This window comes from Nocardioides sp. Leaf285, from assembly GCF_001422955.1.
GTDB classification, from domain to species: domain Bacteria; phylum Actinomycetota; class Actinomycetes; order Propionibacteriales; family Nocardioidaceae; genus Nocardioides; species Nocardioides kribbensis.
The window spans coordinates 37,662-55,269 of record NZ_LMNH01000002.1 but is presented as its reverse complement, the minus strand read 5'-3'; the positions used below and the strand labels follow the sequence as shown (position 1 = coordinate 55,269).

At 73.6% G+C, this 17,608-nt stretch carries 15 protein-coding genes; 3 read left to right on the top strand and 12 right to left on the bottom strand.

From position 1 onward, the window contains the following. Nucleotides 1-144: 144 nt before the first annotated feature. From ASF47_RS05495 to ASF47_RS05485, 3 genes are read left to right on the top strand one after another with little or no spacing between them, the layout of a single operon-like run. Complete coding sequence (locus ASF47_RS05495; protein ID WP_056863044.1) at nucleotides 145-1,119, top strand: enoyl-CoA hydratase-related protein; 975 nt, start codon at nucleotides 145-147, stop codon at nucleotides 1,117-1,119. 4 nt (nucleotides 1,120-1,123) lie between these two features. Continuing rightward, a complete protein-coding gene (locus tag ASF47_RS05490) occupies nucleotides 1,124-2,842 on the top strand; it encodes a class I adenylate-forming enzyme family protein (RefSeq protein ID WP_056863043.1) in 1,719 nt (572 codons plus the stop codon). Continuing rightward, entirely contained in the window at nucleotides 2,839-3,621 is a 783-nt protein-coding gene (locus ASF47_RS05485) for an SDR family oxidoreductase (protein ID WP_056863042.1), read from the top strand. The genes ASF47_RS05490 and ASF47_RS05485 overlap by 4 nt, the downstream gene beginning before the upstream one ends. Before the next feature lie 98 nt (nucleotides 3,622-3,719). Here ASF47_RS05485 and ASF47_RS05480 read toward each other — a convergent pair whose 3' ends face one another. From ASF47_RS05480 to mftD, 12 genes are all read right to left on the bottom strand, one after another. Then, the gene (locus ASF47_RS05480; protein WP_056863041.1) at nucleotides 3,720-4,856 is read right to left on the bottom strand and encodes an NDMA-dependent alcohol dehydrogenase; all 1,137 of its coding nucleotides are present in this window, start codon (nucleotides 4,854-4,856) and stop codon (nucleotides 3,720-3,722) included. Nucleotides 4,857-4,954: 98 nt separating this feature from the next. Beyond that, the gene (locus ASF47_RS05475; RefSeq protein ID WP_228941295.1) at nucleotides 4,955-6,436 is read right to left on the bottom strand and encodes an aldehyde dehydrogenase family protein; all 1,482 of its coding nucleotides are present in this window, start codon (nucleotides 6,434-6,436) and stop codon (nucleotides 4,955-4,957) included. Nucleotides 6,437-6,674: 238 nt separating this feature from the next. Then, nucleotides 6,675-7,439, bottom strand: a complete 765-nt coding sequence (locus ASF47_RS05470; protein WP_056863040.1) for a crotonase/enoyl-CoA hydratase family protein — start codon at nucleotides 7,437-7,439, stop codon at nucleotides 6,675-6,677. Next, complete coding sequence (locus ASF47_RS05465) at nucleotides 7,439-8,290, bottom strand: nuclear transport factor 2 family protein (protein ID WP_056863039.1); 852 nt, start codon at nucleotides 8,288-8,290, stop codon at nucleotides 7,439-7,441. Before ASF47_RS05465 ends, ASF47_RS05470 begins: the two co-directional genes overlap by 1 nt. Then, nucleotides 8,287-9,807 (bottom strand): AMP-binding protein, encoded by a 1,521-nt coding sequence (locus tag ASF47_RS05460; RefSeq protein WP_056863038.1) that lies wholly within the window; start codon nucleotides 9,805-9,807, stop codon nucleotides 8,287-8,289. Before ASF47_RS05460 ends, ASF47_RS05465 begins: the two co-directional genes overlap by 4 nt. Before the next feature lie 10 nt (nucleotides 9,808-9,817). Continuing rightward, nucleotides 9,818-11,005: an acyl-CoA dehydrogenase family protein gene (locus tag ASF47_RS05455; RefSeq protein ID WP_056863037.1), complete on the bottom strand. Its 1,188-nt coding sequence runs from the start codon at nucleotides 11,003-11,005 to the stop codon at nucleotides 9,818-9,820. 52 nt (nucleotides 11,006-11,057) lie between these two features. Then, the gene (locus tag ASF47_RS05450; RefSeq protein ID WP_056863518.1) at nucleotides 11,058-12,203 is read right to left on the bottom strand and encodes a thiolase family protein; all 1,146 of its coding nucleotides are present in this window, start codon (nucleotides 12,201-12,203) and stop codon (nucleotides 11,058-11,060) included. A 63-nt stretch (nucleotides 12,204-12,266) separates the two neighbouring features. Beyond that, nucleotides 12,267-13,142, bottom strand: coding sequence for a 3-hydroxyacyl-CoA dehydrogenase family protein (locus tag ASF47_RS05445; RefSeq protein ID WP_200918968.1), 876 nt, complete (start codon nucleotides 13,140-13,142; stop codon nucleotides 12,267-12,269). Between the two features lie 169 nt (nucleotides 13,143-13,311). After that, nucleotides 13,312-14,763 (bottom strand): mycofactocin biosynthesis glycosyltransferase MftF, encoded by a 1,452-nt coding sequence (mftF, locus tag ASF47_RS05440; protein ID WP_056863036.1) that lies wholly within the window; start codon nucleotides 14,761-14,763, stop codon nucleotides 13,312-13,314. Between the two features lie 13 nt (nucleotides 14,764-14,776). Further along, nucleotides 14,777-15,550 carry a mycofactocin-coupled SDR family oxidoreductase gene (locus ASF47_RS05435; protein ID WP_056863035.1) on the bottom strand — a complete coding sequence of 258 codons (774 nt, stop codon included), beginning with the start codon at nucleotides 15,548-15,550 and terminating at the stop codon, nucleotides 14,777-14,779. Next, on the bottom strand, nucleotides 15,547-16,308 hold the full coding sequence (gene mftE, locus ASF47_RS05430; protein WP_056863034.1) for a mycofactocin biosynthesis peptidyl-dipeptidase MftE: 762 nt from the start codon (nucleotides 16,306-16,308) through the stop codon (nucleotides 15,547-15,549). The genes ASF47_RS05435 and mftE overlap by 4 nt, the downstream gene beginning before the upstream one ends. A gap of 8 nt (nucleotides 16,309-16,316) precedes the next feature. Further along, nucleotides 16,317-17,606, bottom strand: a complete 1,290-nt coding sequence (gene mftD, locus ASF47_RS05425) for a pre-mycofactocin synthase MftD (protein ID WP_056863033.1) — start codon at nucleotides 17,604-17,606, stop codon at nucleotides 16,317-16,319. Between the last annotated feature and the right edge of the window lie 2 nt (nucleotides 17,607-17,608).

Sequence of the window (17,608 nt, the reverse complement as noted above, 5' to 3'; positions counted from 1 at the left end):
ATCCGCTCGGTCAACACACTTGTTGACGGGACCGGGGGGACTCCTTGCGACACCCCGCGTCAACGCTTATGTTGATGCACAGTGACGTGCATCACCCAGCGCCGCGTCGGCCGAGCCGGCGACGAGCAGACAGGAAGGCCACCCATGGAGCTCGAGACGCTCGTCTACGAGAAGTCCGACCGCATCGCGACGATGACCCTCAACCGCCCCGACCGTGGCAACGCCCTGTGCCGGCAGATGCGCGACGACATGGACCTCGTCATGGACGACCTCGACCGCGACGACGACACCCGCGTGCTCGTCGTGAAGAGCAACGGAAAGAACTTCTGCACCGGCTACGACCTCACCGAGTGGGGCTACCTGTGGGGCAGCGGGGAGCCCTCGCGTCCCGAGGACAGCCGCCCCCACCGGCGTGCGCCGATCTTCTCCAGGCGCGAGTTCCACGAGTCCCGCGAGAGGTGGATGCGCCTGTGGCGCATCCGCCAGGCCACTGTCGGGGTCGTGCGAGGGGCGTGTGTCGCCGGTGGGCTCGATCTCGCCGGCGTGCTCGACATCGTCTTCACCGCCGACGACGCGCAGTTCGGGCAGCCCGAGGCCCGCACCATGGGCGAGATCCACACGTTCGGTCTGTGGCCGGTCCACCTGGGCATGCGCAAGACCAAGGAGTGGTTGTTCACCGGCGACAGCATGACCGGCACCGAGGCCGCCGAGCTCGGGCTCGCCAACCGCGCCGTGCCCGCCGAGGAGGTGCTCGACGTGGCCATGGCCTACGCCGAGCGCATCGCGCACGTGCCGCTGGAGATGCTCTACTCCCACAAGGAGGCCACCAACCGGTGGTGGGACGCCATGGGCATCGCCTCGGCGATCGCGGCCGCCAACGACGCCGACGCCATGGCCATCGCCGGGCCTGCGATGGCGGACTTCAAGCGGTTCCAGGACGCCCACGGGGTGCGCGCCGCGGTCGAGGACCGCGATGAGCCCTTCTCCCACCACCGCACCTACTGGGACGCCTACCAGGCCTCGCGCGGTCGGCAGGGCGGCCGCGAGGACGAGCAGCACGACGACCACCTCCGCACCCGCGCCGACCAGGGCGTGGCCGCGCAGAACGGGAAGGGCTGAGCCGATGCTCCCCAGCGTGGCCGAGCGCCAGGAGGCGCTCGAGGGGCGGCACCCGGCCTGGGTCGCGCGACGCCTCGACGAGCAGCTCGACGCCGCTGTCGAGGAGTTCGGTGACCGCCCCTACGTCGTCACCGACCACCGCAGCTGGACCTACCGCGAGGTCGCGGACTGGTCACGTCGCCTGGCGCGTGGCCTGGTCGCCGCCGGGGTGCGCCCCGGGGACCTCGTGGCCCTGGTCATGGCCAACCACCCGGAGTTCGTGGCGCTCAAGTACGCCATCGCGCGCGCCGGGGCCACCGCGGTGCCGGTGAACTTCCTCAACCGCCGCGACGAGCTGGGCTACGTGCTGCGCCAGTCGGGTGCCTCGGCGCTGGTCACGATGGACGCGTTCCGAGACCTCGACTACCTCGACATGCTCGACGACCTCGCCCCCGGCTGGGAGTCCGGTGGAGGAGGGGTCGACCTGCCCGACCTGCGGGCGGTCTTCGTCCTGACCGGGGAGGGACGCACGCCGCGCCCCGGAGCCCGCACCGTCGAGGAGCTCGGCGGCACGGACGAGGGCTGGGAGCCCGTGACCTCGACCGGTCCGGGCGCCCCCGCGGACGTGCTCTACACGTCCGGCACGACCGGCAGCCCGAAGGGTGTGCTGCTCACCCACGACATGCTGCTGCGCACGGCGTACGGCAGTGCCTTCGGCCGGGCCTTCCAGGATGGTCGCCGGGTGCTGTTCTCCCTGCCGATGTACCACGTCTACGGCTACGTCGAGGGCCTGCTCGCGACGCTCTTCGTCGGCGGCTCGATCGTGCCACAGCTGACGTTCACCCCTGCCGCGACGCTGGCGGCGATCGAGCGCCACCACGTCGACGACGTGCTGCTCATCCCGACGATGACCCAGGCCCTGCTCGACGAGGTCGAGACGGGTGGGCCGGTCCACGACCTGTCGTCGCTGAGCTCCATGATCTCCTCCGGCGGCGTCTCCCCCACCGGACTGTGGCACCGGATCGAGGCCGTCCTCGGCCCCCTCGAGCTCACCACGGGCTACGGGATGAGCGAGACCACCGCCTCGACCACCGTCACCCGGCCCGACGACCCCCGTGAGCGCCGCCTCAGCACCAACGGCAGGCTGCGCGACGTCGGCGTCGCCGGCGACCCCGCCCTGGGCGGCCGGCTCGCGGTCTACCGCGTCGTCGACCCCGCCACCGGCGCGGTGCTCGGGGTCGACCAGGTCGGCGAGCTCCAGGTGCGCGGGCCCGGGGTCACCCCTGGTTACCACCGCAAGCCCGAGGAGGACGCCGCCGCCTTCACCGACGACGGCTGGCTCCGCACGGGCGACCTGGGCCGCCTCGACGCCGACGACTACCTCACGCTCGTGGGACGCAGCAAGGACTGCTACCGCTGCGGCGGAGAGCAGGTCGTGCCCAAGGAGATCGAGGACGTGCTGACCTCACACGATGCCGTCAACCAGGCCCACGTCGTGCCGCTCCCCGACCGGCGGATGGGCGAGGTCGGCGTCGCCTACGTCGTCCTGCGCCCCGGCCGCGCCGTCGACGTCGACGAGCTCCTCGCCCTGTGCACCGCCCGTCTGGCCCGCTTCAAGGTCCCCCGGCACGTGGTGGCCATCGGCGCCCACGAGGTGCCGGTCACCCCCAGCGGGCGGCCCCGCAAGTTCCTGCTCGCCGAGCGCGCCCGCGCCGAGCTCCAGCCGACCGGCGCCGCGTCGTGACCCGCGAGGCGGTCGGCAAGGAGCCCGCAGGGCCCCCGGTCGCGATCGTGACCGGGGCGGCCCGCGGCATCGGCGCCGAGATCGCCGTGCGTCTGGCCGACGACGGACACGACGTCGCTGTCGTCGACCTCGACGAGGCCGCGTGCGCGCAGACCGTGAATCGTGTGAGGGAACGGGGCCGGCGAGCGCTGGCCGTCGGGGCCGACGTGTCGCGGGAGGACACCGTCGTCGCCGGCGTGGCCCGGGTGGCCGAGGAGCTCGGTCCCCCGCTGGTGCTGGTCAACAACGCGGGGGTCCTGCGCAACGGCCTCGCCTTCAAGATGAGCCTCGACGACTGGGACACCGTGGTCGACGTCAACCTGCGCTCCGCGTTCCTGATGAGCAGGGAGGCCCAGCGCCACATGACCACGCGCGGCTGGGGCCGCATCGTCAACCTGTCCTCGATCGCCGCCCTCGGCACCGTGGGCCAGGCCAACTACTCCGCGGCCAAGGCCGGGCTGCAAGGCCTCACCAAGACCCTCGCCCTCGAGCTAGGTCGCTACGGCGTGACCGTCAACGCCGTCGCGCCGGGCTTCACCGTCACCGAGATGACGCGGGCCTTGGCCGAGCGCGCAGGCGTGTCCTTCGACGACCTGGTCTCCGAGCAGGTGGCCGGGATCGCGGTGGGGCGGGCCGGCGCGCCCGACGACATCGCCCAGGCGGTGTCGTTCTTCGCCGACGTGCGGTCCGGCTTCGTCACCGGCCAGGTCCTCTACGTCGCCGGCGGTCCCCACGGCTGAATCCGGGGCGGCGACGGGGAGGGCCCGACGCACACGCACAGCGGCCCGGTCGTCCGAGGACGACCGGGCCGCTGCTTCCCCCGGGACCCGGGGCCGACTCACCAGTCGGCGGGGCCGTACTCGATGAGGCCGCGGATGTTGGTGCCGGCGTTCATGTCGGCGTAGCCCTGGTTGATGTCCTCCAGACGGTAGCGGGTGGTGATCAGCTCGTCGAGCATGAGCTCGCCCTCCATGTAGAGGCGCAGCAGGTTGGGGATGTCGAAGCGGGGGTTGCCCGAGCCGAAGATCGCGCCCTGCAGCCGCTTCTGGAGCAGGGTCAGCTCGAAGAGGCTGAGGCTGACGTCGGTGTCGAGCATGGAGCCCATGCCGGTGACGACCGCCGTGCCGCCCTTGCCGACCAGCGACAGGGTGCCAGCGATGTCCTCGCCGCGGATCCGGCCCACGCAGATGATCGCCTTCTGGGCCATCGCACCCCACGTCAGGTCGGTGACCGGCGCCGTCGCCTCCTCGATGCTGGCGTAGGCGTGGGTGGCGCCGAGCTTCATCGCCATCTCACGCTTGAACGGCACGGGGTCGATCGCGACGATGTGACGGGCTCCGGCAGCACGGGCGCCCTGCACGGCGTTGGCGCCGATGCCGCCGACGCCGACCACGACCACGGTCTCGCCGGCCCGCACGTCGGCGGCGTAGACCGAGGAGCCCCATCCGGTGGTGACACCGCAGCCCACGAGGGCGGCCTTGTCGAGCGGGATGTCGGGCAGGATCTTGATCGCCGAGGCCTCGTGCACGGTGACGTAGGGCGAGAAGGTGCCGAGCAGGCACATCGGCGAGGCGTTCTGCCCCTTCACCTGGATGCGGTTGGTGCTGTCGGCGATGGCCTGGCCGGTGAGCAGCGTCGCACCGAGGTCGCAGAGGTTCTGGTGACCGCGGGCGCAGGCTGCGCACTGCCCGCAGGAGGGGATGAAGCCGAGGACGACGTGGTCGCCCTCCTTGACGCTGGTGACCCCGGGGCCGACCTTGGTCACGACCCCCGCGCCCTCGTGCCCTCCGATGAAGGGGAACGCGCCGGGCTCCACCATCGGGATGTCGCCGACGCGCACGTGCTCGTCGGAGTGGCACAGGCCGGAGGCGGCGAGCTGCACCTGCACCTCGTTGGCGACCGGTTCGCCGAGCTCCACCTCCTCGACCTGCCAGTCCTGGTCGGCTCCCCACAACACTGCTGCTTTGGTCTTCACGCGCTTGTCCTTTGGTCGGTCCTGACGGTGCTGGGTGGTCCCGAGAGGGTCGTGCTGGCTGGTACGTCGTGCCGGTGGGCGCCGCGGTGCGGCGCCGCTCAGCGCTGGATGGCCTTGGTCTCGAGGAACTCCTCGATGCCCGCCGGGCCGGCCTCGCGGCCCAGGCCCGACTGCTTGTAGCCGCCGAACGGAGCCGCGGGGTTGAACGCTCCGCCGTTGACCTCGATCTGGCCGGCTCGCAGCCGCTTGGCCACGCGCAGCGCTCGCTCGTCGTCGCCGGACCACACCGCGCCGGCGAGGCCATAGTCGGTGTCGTTGGCGATCGAGACGGCCTCCTCCTCGTCGGAGTAGGGGAGGATCGAGAGCACGGGGCCGAAGATCTCCTCCCGGGCGATGGTCATGTCGTTGGTGACGTCGCTGAAGATCGTCGGCGTCACGAAGTAGCCGCTCTCGTGCTCGTTCTCCAGGCCCCCGACCACCAGGCGCGCGCCCTCGTCGATGCCGGTCTGGATGAAGCCCCGCACCTTCTCGTGCTGGGTGGCGTTGACCAGGGGGCCGAGCACGCTGGACTCCTGGTCCCACGGGCCCGTGGTGTAGGTCGCGGCGACACGGGTGGCGATCTCCTCGACCTCGGCGAGACGCGAGGCCGGCACGAGCATCCGGGTGAGCGCGGTGCAGGCCTGGCCGCAGTTGAGGTAGGCGTTGGCCAGTCCCCCGGTGACGGCCTGCTCGAGGTCGGCGTCATCGAGGATGACGTTGGCCGACTTGCCGCCGAGCTCGAGCGCGACCCGCTTCACCGTGCCGGCGGCGACCTCGGCGATCCGCTTGCCGGCTCGCGTCGACCCGGTGAAGGAGATCATGTCGACGTCGCGGTGCGCGACGAGAGCCTCGCCGACCCCGGGCCCGTTGCCGTGGACCATGTTGAAGACACCGGCCGGGAGGCCGATCTCGTCGAAGATCTCGGCCAGGGCCACCACCAGGAGCGGGGTGACCTCGGTGGGCTTCACCACCACGGTGCAGCCGGCGGCGAAGGCCGCGGCCACCTTGAGGGCCACCTGATGCAGGGGGAAGTTCCACGGCGTGATGCAGCCGACCACGCCCACCGGCTCGCGCACGATGAGGGAGTTCCCGATCTCGGTGCCCTCGAAGTCGTAGGAGGTGGCCAGGTCGGCGTAGTAGCCGAAGTTGAAGATCGGCAGGCCCAGCTGCACGGCCTTGACCGCCTCGAGCGGGGCTCCGATGTCCCGCGACCCGAGCTCGGCGAGGGCCTCCATCCGCTCGACGAGCAGCTCGGAGGTCCTGGTGAGGTAGGCCGCCCGCTCGGAGGGGGCCAGGGCCGCCCAGGCGGGGAAGGCGGCCCGCGCGGCGGCGACGGCCTTGTCGACGTCGGCGGCGGCGCCCTCGGCGACCTCGGCGATGACCTGCTCGGTGACCGGGCTGCGCACCTCGATGCGCCCGGGCGCGTCGGAGGCGACCCACCGCCCGTCGATGTAGAGGGCGGTGGCGTCGACGACCTCGTCGGCACGGAGGCCGGCGAGCATCGCCTCGAGGGTCGGGCTGGCGAGCGTGCTCTGCGACATGGGAAGCGTCCTTCGCGAAGGGCCTGGCGGGCCGGATGGCTGCGTGTCGCCAGGGGCACTCCGAGTCGTGCGCCGGGCTGTGGTGTCGATCACACCACCCTGAGGTGCGGGCGTCAACCCTGGTGTTGACAAAAGTCCGGGAAGGGCGGGCGGCCTCCCTCCCAGCGCCCTCGGGGCGGCCGGAGGAGGGCAGGCGCGCAGCGCGCACCGCCGCCCGCAGCACCTCGGGGGCCGCCCACTAGGGCGTCCGGCCCCACACGGGTGGGCGCTTCTCGGCGAAGGCGCGTGCACCCTCGCGAGCGTCGTCGGAGGCGGCGAGCGCCTCGAGCAGCTCGTCCTGACGGGCCACGTCGTCGGCCGAGGGCGCGAGCCGCCGGTCGAGCAGCTCCTTGCTCGCCCGCAGCGAGCCCGGCGCGCTGGCCGCGACCTGGCGCGCGAGGGCCAGGGCGCGGTCGAGCGCCTCCCCGGGCGCCGTCACCTCGTTGACCAGGCCCCATCGCTCCGCCTCCTGCGCCGAGAACGGCTCCCCCGTGAGGGCGCACCGCATCGCGACCGCCCGGGGCACGCGTGCGGAGAGCCGCAGGAGGCCACCCGCCCCCGCCACCAGACCCAGCCTGGCCTCGGGGAGGCCGAGACGCGCGTCCAGGGCGGCCACGACGAGGTCGCAGGCCAGCACGAGCTCGAAGCCACCCGCGAGGGCCGTGCCCTCGACGGCGGCCACCAGCGGCTTGACCGGCGGCCGACGGGTGAAGCCGAGACCGCGGCCGGGCACCTCCGGACGCTGCCCGGTGGCGAGGAAGGCCTTGAGGTCCATGCCGGCGCAGAAGTGGCCGCCGGCGCCGGTGATCACCCCCACGGCCAGGGCCGGATCGTCGTCGAGGCCGTCGAGGGCCTCGGCCAGGGCGGTCGCGGTCGGGAGGTCGAGGGCGTTGCGCACCGCGGGGCGGTCGAGGGTGACCACGCGCACGGCCCCGACGTCCTCGACACCGACCGCGGCACCCATCAGTCCGCCTGCCGCGACTTCTTCAGCGCCGAGCGGGCCGCCAGCCGGTCGGAGACCACGACCCCGCTCGCCACCTTCCCGTCGACCACGGTGACGAAGCCGGCCACGTCCATCACGGCGCTGCCGCCGGAGCCGTCGGCCGCCGCGCCGGCGAGACGCCCGTGGAAGGCGACCCGCGAGCCCGCCGACACCACCACGTCGACCTCCCCGCCGTGCGACGTCAGCGCAGGGCCGGCGTCGTCGAGGTCCGCGTCGTCCCAGACCACGCCCTCGACCGCTGGCAACCCTGCCTCCAGCCACGCCAGCACGACGGACTCGGCGGTCGGGTCGGCGGGCTCCGCGGGGGTGTCCCACGGCGCCACGGCCGGGGAGCCGACCGGGTCGGGCGTGCCCGAGGCGAGCTGTCGACGCCGCGCGGCGTAGTCCTCCTCGGCCCAGGCGCGGGTCAGCCGGTCGCCGCCGGCCCCGTTGCCCCTGACCCCGGAGTCGGAGTCGGAGTCGAAGAGCACGACCCCTGTCCAGGCCGCGGCGTTGCCGTCGTGGCGCAGCGAGACGCCGTGCTCGGTGAAGTGCACCGCTGCCTGGCGGCCGTTGGTCAGCACGTCGTGCACAGTCAGCACGAGCCCGGGGAACTGCGCGAGCTGGCCGACCGTGGCCTCGACGTAGTCGTCACGGCGGTCGACCTCGAAGGTGCCGATACGCAGCCGGTAGTCCTCGGCGAGCAGGTCCTCGCACGCAGCGGGGTCGTGGCCGTTGAGCCAGCTCACCGTCCACCGCCTCACCAGCGGCAGGACCCGGTCGGGCACGGCCCCGACGGAGCCCTTCTCGACACCTGCCACCTCGGCGCTCACGAGACGGGACTTCCGTGGGACATGCGCAGCTCCTTCTTGAGGATCTTGCCCGAGGCGTTGCGGGGAAGGACCTCGATGGTCTCGACCGCGCGGGGGCACTTGTAGTGGGCGAGGCGGTCGCGGGCGAAGGCGATCAGGTCGGCGGCGTCGACCTCGACGCCGGGGCGGGGCACGACGAGCGCCTTGACGCTCTCGCCCCACCGCCGCGACGGCACGCCGATCACCGCGACCTCCAGCACCGCCGGGTGGTGGGCCAGGACGTTCTCGACCTCGGCGGGATAGACGTTCTCACCGCCTGTGATGACCATGTCCTTCATCCGGTCGTGGAGGAAGAGGAAGCCGTCGGCGTCCCGGTAGGCAGCGTCCCCGGTGCGCAGCCAGCCGTCGGCGGTCAGCGCCTGCGCGGTCGCCTCCGGCTGGCGCCAGTAGCCGGGCGTCACCTGGCCCGAGCGGACCCAGATCTCCCCCACGGCGCCCACCTCGGCCGCCTCGAGTGTCACCGGGTCACGCACCTCGACCTCGCAGGCCCACGGCAGGGCCTTGCCGATCGAGCGCAGCAGGTGGGCGCGCGGGCCGCCCGGGTCGTGGTCGGTGGCAGCCAGCGCGACCACGGTGCCCGAGGTCTCGGTCATCCCGTAGACACCGAGGAAGTCGCAGCGCAGTGCCGCGATCGCCGACTCCAGGAGCGCCTCGCTCATGGGTGCCCCGCCGTAGGCCACCAGCCGCAGGCTGGAGACGTCGGAGGTGCGCAGCGCCGGCGAGCCGACGATGCCCTGGATCACCGCAGGCACCATGAAGGCGTGGGTCACCCCGTGACGCTCGATCGCACCCAGCAGCGTGAGGGGGTCCGAGTCGGGCACCAGCACGGTCGTGCCGCCCTGGGTCAGGGCGGTCGAGCCGTAGCCCGCGCCGCCGATGTGGAAGAGCGGCGAGGGCACCAGGTTCACCGTGTCGGCGTCCATACCGTAGAGCAGGCGACCGCTGGTCCGGGTGAAGGCGAGGTTGTCGTTGGTGATGAGCGTGCCCTTGGGCAGGCCGGTCGTGCCGGAGCTGTAGAACTGCAGCAGCACGCTCTCCCCACGCGTGCGCGTCTCGACCGGGGTGTCGTCGGCCGCAGCGACGAGGGCGTCGAGCTCGGACCCCGTGGTCACGACGCGCACCCCGGCGTCGGCGTCGACCAGGTGCACGAGGTCGGGCGAGACCACCAGCAGCGACAGGTCGGCGTCGGCGGTGATCGAGACCAGCTCGGAGCGGGAGAGTCGCCAGTTGAGCCCGACGAGCACGGCGTCCTGGAGGCTGCAGGCCAGGGCCAGCTCGAAGAAGGCCGGGGAGTTCCTGCCCAGGAACCCGACGCGCCGCTGGTCGGCGACGCCGAGCCCGTCGAGCACGTGGGCCAGCCGGGTGCCCCGGCCGTGGAGGTCGGCGAAGCTGAGGCGCTGCTCCTCGAAGAGGATGGCCGTGGCGTCGGGGGTGCGGGACGCCAGGTCGCCCAGCGCCTCCGCGAAGGTGAAGGTCACGCCGCTCTCCTCAGTAGCTCTTGGGCAGCCCGAGGCTGTGCTGCGCGACGTAGTTGAGGACCATCTCGCGGCTCACGGGAGCCGTTTTGAGCATGCGTGCGGTGAACCACAGGTCGGAGAGCCCGTACTCGTTGGACAGGCCGTTGCCACCGTGGGTCTGCATCGCCTGGTCGAGTGAGAGCAGGCAGGCGTCGGCGGCGGCGAGCTTGGCGATGTTGGCCGCCTCGGCGCAGGCGGCGTCCTGACCGGTGTCGTAGAGCTCCGCGGCGCGGAAGTTCATCAGCCGGGCCTGCTGCACGTCGATGTAGGCCTTGGCGAGGGGGTGCGACAGGCCCTGGTGGGCGCCGATGGGCTGGCTCCACACCGTGCGCTGGTTGGCGTAGAGCGCTCCGCGCTGCAGGGCGTACAGCGCGATGCCGGAGGCGATCGCCGCAGCAGCGACCCGCTCGGGGTTGAGCCCGGCGAAGACCTGCTGGAGACCGCGGCCCTGGTCACCGACGATCGAGTCGGCGGCGACGGGCACGTCGTCGTAGAAGGTGACGAACTGTCGCTCCGGCGCCCGCAGGGCCGAGTCGATCACGGTGTAGCTGAATCCGGGCGCGTCCGTCGGGATCAGGAAGAGCGACAGCGTGCGCTTGCCGTCGGGGCCCGGCTCGGCATCGCGGGCCACCACCATGACGGCGTCGGCCTCGTCGACCCCGGAGGTCCAGTACTTCTGTCCCGTGAGGGTCCACCCGCCGCCGGGCGACGGCGTCGCGGTGGTGGAGATGTTGTGGGTGTTGGTGCCGGCGTCGGGCTCCGTGATCGCGAAGACCACCTTCTTCTCCCCGCTGCAGATCCCCTCCAGCCACCTCTCCTTGAGCACCTCGGATCCGTGGCGGGCGATGATCGATGCGGTGATCGAGCTGATGACGATCATCTGCATCGGGCAGCCCTGGGCGGCGCACTCCTCGATCACGACGGCCAGGTCGGCCAGGCCCCCGCCCCCGCCGCCCCACTCCTCGGGCATGTTCACGCCCAGGAAGCCGGCGTGCCCGAGGTCGCTGTAGAGCTCGTCGGGGAAGCCGCCCCGGGCTGCCGCCTCCTGGAAGTAGGCACGACCGTACTTGCCGGCCAGGGCCGCCACCGACTCCCGCAACGCCCGACGCTCCTCGGTCTCCGGGATGAGCGGAGAGTGGCTCAGCTTCAGGTCGGACATCGGGACTCCTCGTGGTGGCGGGTGGTGGACGGCGCGTGGCAGGTCGACCGGGTCAGAGCAGCTCGAGGATCGTGGCGTTGGAGAGCCCGCCGCCCTCGCACATCGTCTGGAGGCCGTAGCGCACGCCGGCCTCGCGCATGTGGTGGACCATCGTGGTCATCAGCCGAGCCCCACTGGCGCCGAGCGGGTGGCCGATGGAGATCGCACCACCGTGGGGGTTCATCAGGGCCGGGTCGGCTCCGATCTCCTTCTGCCAGGCGAGCGGCACCGAGGCGAAGGCCTCGCTGACCTCGAAGACGCCGATGTCGGAGAGCGACAGGCCCGAGCGGTCCATGGCCTTGCGGGTGGCGGGGATCAGGGCGGTGAGACTGATGATGGGGTCGTCGCCCGCGACGACGGCGGTGTGCACCCGCGCGATCGGCGTCATGCCGAGCTCTCGCGCCTTGTCGCCGGTCATGACCAGCAGCGCCGCCGCGCCGTCGTTGATCGAGGAGCTGTTGCCGGCGGTGAGCAGGCCGTCCTCGGCGAAGACCGACCGCAGGCCGGCGAGCTTCTCCAGCGAGCCGCCCGGCCGGATGCCCTCGTCGTGCTCGACGGTCACTCCGTCGGCAGTGGTCACCGGGACGATCTGGCTCTCGAAGAGGCCGTTCTTCTGGGCGTGGGCCGCCTTCTCGTGCGACGACAGCGCGAACTCGTCGAGCTGGGTGCGGGTGAGCGACCAGCGACGGTTGATCTCCTCGGCGCCGAGGCCCATGTGGGGTCGACGCCCGTCGTAGCGGGCGGCGAAGCGCTCCCCGAACGGGTCCTTGTCGAGCACCGAGGCCCCCATCGGCACGCGGCTCATCACCTCGACGCCGCCGGCGACGACGATGTCGGCCTGCCCCGAGACGACCATGGCGGCGGCGGAGTGCACGGCCTGCTGGGAGGAGCCGCACTGCCGGTCGAGGGTCGTGCCGGGCACCGACTCGGGCCACCCGGCAGCGATCACCGCGTTGCGCGCCACGTTGTAGGTCTGCTCGGCGACCTGGTGCACACAGCCCCAGTGGACGTCGTCGACCAGGGCGGGGTCGAGTCCGGTCCGGGCGGCGAGGGCGACGAGCAGGTCGGCCGAGAGGTCGACCGGGTGCTCGGCGGACAGGCCGCCGCCCCGCTTCCCGACGGGGGTACGGATGGCTTCCACGATCACGGCGTCGCGCACGGTCACTCCTCAGGTGGTGTCGGTCACACCAGTATCAACACATGCGTTGACGCTCCACAAGGCCTACGGGCGCTCTCCTTCGGACCAGTCGAAGAACCCGCGCCCCGACTTCCGGCCCAGCCGACCCTCGGCGACCATCTCCTCGAGCAGGCGCGGGGGCGCGAACCGCGGGCCGAGGGACACCTCGAGCTGACGGCTGATGTCGAGGCGCACGTCGAGACCGACGATGTCGCTGAGCGTGAGCGGCCCGACCGGGTGGCGGTAGGCCAGCCGCACGGCCCGGTCGATGTCCTCGGCCGCGGCGACACCCTCCTCGAGCATCCGGATGGACTCCAACGCCAGCGTCAGGTCGAGCCGGCTGGTGGCGAAGCCCGGCGAGTCGTTGACGACGGCGCTCTCCTTGCCCATCGCCCCGACGAGGTCGAGGGCGAGGGCGAGGGACTCCGCGCCGGTGCGAGCCCCCCGGACCACCTCGACGAGCCCGATCGACCAGACCGGGTTGAAGAAGTGCAGGCCGCAGAAACGCTCAGGATGCGCCAGGGGAGCAGCCAGGGCGTCCACCGACATCGAGCTCGTGTTGGTCGCGAGCAGTCGTGGAGCGAGCGCCTCGGCCGCGGCGAGCACTGCCGCCTTGAGGTCCGCCCGCTCGGGCACGCTCTCCACGATCACGTCCAGACCCACGGGGAGGTCCTCGACCGACCCGACGACCACGAGGCCCTCGCGGACGGCGTCGGCCCGCGCCTCGTCGAGGCGTCCGCGGGCGACGCCGCCGGCCAGCGCGGCGTCCACCTCGTCGCGCAGGGCCCTCACGCGCTCGGCACTGGGCTCCACCACCGTGGTGCGCAGGCCGTGGGTGGCCATCACGTAGGCGATGCCCACCCCCATGGTGCCGCCGCCGACGACCGCGCCCCGGAGCGCCGCCCGCACCGGAGTGCTCACCACCCGACTCCCCTCACACGGTCGCAGCACGGACGGGAAGGTCGGGTCATCGTGGTCCTCGGCTTCACTCGGTCGGCCCGACGGTCGGGGACCGCCCCGACCGTACGGCGCCCCGCGCTCGACCGTCAACGTTCTTGTTGACGGACTGCGGTCCGCTCGCAAGGGCGGCTCAGCGACGCGAGCGCGGCGAGCGCGGCAGCAGGCAGCGCGGCGAGCGGGCGCGCAGAGCGCCCAGCCACAGGCCGGTGCCGTAGGCGAGGTCGTCGAGGCGGCGGCCGAGCAGCAGCAGGCGGGGGTCGGCGCGGGGGTGCTCGCGCACGCCGGCCACCAGGTCGACCACGAGGGCCGAGACGACGACGCGGCGCACGTCGCGGCTGAGGGCGGCGCCGACCACGGTGAGCGGCCACCAGTGCCGCAGCAGCAGGCCGGTCTCCTGGCGCACGGCCCAGCCCAGGCCGCGGGCGGTGAGGCCGGCGGCCAGGCGCGGGCGCTCCGGCGCCTCGGGCAGCGTGGTGGCCAGCGCGTGCGCGCCGCGGGCCACGGCCAGGGCCGCCACCGGGGCCGACCAGCGGCGGCGCAGCAGCAGCGCCGCCGCGGCGAGCGCCAGCTCCGGTGAGAGCACCGCGGGCGCGCCGCGGTCGCCGTGGCGCTGGGCCAGCAGCGCCCCACCGGTGCCGTAGAGCACCTTGCGGCCCAGCCAGCCGCGCACGGTGGCCCGGGCGTCGTGGTCGACCTGCTCGTCCGCGTCGTAGCGCACGGTGCGACCGGCGGCGTCGAGGCGCCAGACGAGGTCGACGTCCTCGGCCACCCGCAGCCCGGGCTCGAAGCCCTCGCCGAGGTCGGCGACCCGCCCGACCAGGCAGGCGGCGGGCAGCCAGCCGACCGCGGCGCCCGGGCGCACGACCCCGCCGCGGGTGCCGAGGCCGAGCGAGGAGGCGACCTCGTCGTAGCTCTCCCACCACCGCGTCCGCGTGCTGCGCGCCCGGCCGACCACGCGCGGGCCGACCAGCGCGACCGTCGGGTCGAGGAGGTGCCGGGCCAGGCGCAGGAGCAGGTCGGTGCCGACGGTGACGTCGCAGTCGACGAGGGCGACGTAGGGCGTGCGCACGTGCGCCAGGCCGGCGTTGCGGGCGCCGCCCGGCCCGACGTTGACGGCGAGCGCGAGCACCTCGACGCCGTGGCGGCGGGCGACCGCGGCGACGGCGGCGGGGTCGCGGGAGGCGTCGTCGACGACGAGCACGCGGCAGGCCCGACCCAGCGCGCCCAGCGCGCGGTCGAGTTGGTCGCAGCGGTCGCGCACGGGCAGCACCACGGTGAGCAGGTCGGCCGCGACCGGTGCGGGGTCGAGCACCGGCTCCGCGACGTCGGCGCGCAGCAGGCTCGCGGCCAGCGCGGCCGAGCGGTCGTCGGTCACCACGAAGCCGCCGTCGCCCAGCACGGCGAGCGCCGCGGGCGAGAGCCGCATCGCGCGCATCGGCGAGCCCCCGACGAGCAGCCGTCCGCCGTCGAGGCGGCGTACGTCGGGGCGCAGGGCCACCCGGAAGCCGTCGGGCAGCCGGTCGGGGGTGCGGGCGGCGCGGGGAGCCGCGGCGTCGGCGCGGGTCGGTGCGTCGAGACTCATCGGCGCGGGACCCTCATCCGGGGAAGCCGCCGTCGGCGTGGACGACGCCGCCGTGGAGCACGGCGCCGGCCGGCGAGCAGCAGAAGGCGATGGTCGCGGCGAGCTCCTCGGGCTCCAGCGGTCGGCGCAGCAGCTGGTGGGCGGCGAGGGCGGCGACGTCGGTGTCGTAGAGCGCGGCGGTCTGCTCGAGCATGGGGGTGCGGGTGGAGCCCGGCGAGACGGCCACGGCGGTGACGCCGGTGCCGACGAGGTCGGCGGCCAGACCCTTCACGAGGCCGACCACGGCGTGCTTGACCGCGTTGTAGCCCGCCATCCGGAAGAGGCCGTGCGTGCCGGCCGCCGACGCGACCGCCACGAACCGGCAGCCCGACGGGTCGGGCCCGGCCAGCATCGCGGGCACGCTCACGGCGGCGGTGAGCCACACCCCGCGGGCGTCGACGTCCCAGAGCAGGTCGAGCTCCTCGTCGGGGGTCTCCCACAGCGCTCGTCCCCCCGCGACCACGGCCGCCGCGGCGACCACGGCGTCGAGGCGGCCCCAGCGCTCCAGCACCCGGGCGACGGCGGCGGCGAGGGCGGCGCGGTCGCGCACGTCGGCGACGCACGCCTCGACCTCGGGCCAGGGCGCCACCACGGCGTCGAGGTCGGCCCGCGTCGGCAGGGCGTACGGCGACGCCTCGGGGCCGGCGCACGCGTCGAGCGCGAGCACCGCCCAGCCGTCCTCGGCCAGGCGCGCGACGGTCGCGGCGCCGATGCCGCGGGCCGCGCCGGTGACCAGGGCGACCCTCACGCGGGGGCCCCGGCGGGCTGCGCCGCAGCGGTGCCCTCGCGCGCGAGGCGCTCCACCACGTCGCGCGCCATCGCCTCGAGCACCCGCTCGCCCTCCGCGGCGCTCGCGCCCGCGGGGTCGCCGAGCACGCCGTTGGCCGAGACCGCGCCGACTCCCCCGCTCCGCAGGGCGGGCAGCAGCTCGTGCACCGGCGTCGTGTTGCCGGCCACCGCGCGGTCGAGGCGCACCGACGCGGGGCGCAGGTGGAGCATCAGCGAGGTCTCGGTGTAGCCGGCGTGGGCGTCGACCTCCTCGGTCGCGCAGGGCGCCCAGGTGACGTCGTGACCCTCCGCGCGCAGCTGGCGCAGCGCCGCACCGAGGGCCTGGAGGTTGCCGCCGTGGGCGTTGACGAAGACCACCCGGCCGGCCCACGTGCGCAGCGAGCGGGTGAGCTCGACCAGGAGGGTGCGGAGCGCGTCGGTGCCGATCGAGGCGGTGCCGGCGAACATCTGGTGCTCCCCGCTCGCGGCGTAGACCACCGGCGGCGCGACCCACAGGTCGCCCGACCCGTCGGGGTCGAGCAGCTCGGCCACCCGGCGGGCGACGGCGTCGGCGATCGCGGCGTCGGTGTCGAGCGGGAGGTGCGGGCCGTGCTGCTCCAGCGACCCCAGCGGCACGAGCACCGTCGGGGTCGCCGGGAGGTCGGGCCAGGTGGCGTCGGCCAGGTCACGGCGGTCGGCCGGCGTCGCGACGCCGGCCGGCGCGGGGTGCGGGTCCACCGGGGCCCTCAGTGGTGGACCGGGTCCGGGGCCGCGTCGGGGGCCCCCTCGGGGGTCGGCGCATCGGCCGGCACGCCGAGGGCGTGGACGAAGCCGTCGGGCACGACCAGCAGGTCGGGGGTGAGCTGGTCGATCGACGACAGACCCATGCCGAGCAGGGCGGAGTCGATGCCCGAGCGCAGCACGTCGAGCACGTTGCCGACGCCCTGCTCGCCGTTGGCGGCCAGGCCCCACAGGTAGGCGCGCCCGATCATGACCGCGCGGGCGCCCAGGGCCAGGGCCTTGACCACGTCGGAGCCGCGCCGGACGCCGCCGTCCATGAGCACCTCGACGTCGTGGCCGACGGCGTCGGCGATCGGCGCGATCACGCGGATGGTGGCCGGGGTGCCGTCGAGGTTGTTGCCGCCGTGGTTGGAGACCGAGATCGCCGTGACGCCGCAGTCGCGGGCCCGCAGGGCGTCGTCGACGCGGCAGACGCCCTTGAGCATGAACGGCATGCCGCTGAGCTGGGTCCACTGCTCGCGCATCCACGCGACGTCCTCCCAGGTGGGCGGGGTGGTGGTCATCCACTCGTAGTAGGCGCCGAAGAACGTCGGCCCCTTCGCCTGACCGGGAGGGGCGAGGTTGGGGGCGGTGAGGTCGGGGATCGTGCCCGTGCGGCCGAACTGGTAGAGCCAGCGCGCCTTGGTCGCCACCTGGGGCGCCATCCGCACCATCGTCCTCAGGTCGACCTTCTCGGGGATCTCGGGGCTGCCCCAGTCGCGGCCCATCGAGAACGACCAGTCGAGGGTGGCGATGAGGCCCTTGGCGCCGGCCTTCTTGGCCCGCTGCATGCGCTGGAGCATCACGTCGCGGTCGCCGGTCCAGTACATCTGGAAGAAGGTCTGGTCGTTGACCGCGCAGACCTCCTCCACCGACTTCGAGGCGAAGTTCGACAGCCCCATGACCGTGCCGCGCGACGCCGCCGCCCGGGCGACGGCGACCTCGCCGTCGGGGTGGACGGCCTGCACCCCGGTGGGGCTGATCACCACCGGCAGGGAGATCTGCTGCCCCATGACGGTGGTGGCCATCGAGCGCTCGGGCTGGTGGCCCGCGACGTGCGGGGCGAAGCCGATCTCGGCGAAGGCGGCCTGGTTGTCGGCGATGGTCTGGCCGCGCTCGGAGCCGGCCACGAGAGCGCCGTAGACCGGCGCGGGCAGGCGCTTGCGGGCCCGCTCCTGGGCCACCGCCACCGACTCGAACCACGGGTTCTGCTTCCAGGGGTTCTCCACCTTGGAGAGCCACTCGGGCTTGGTCATGG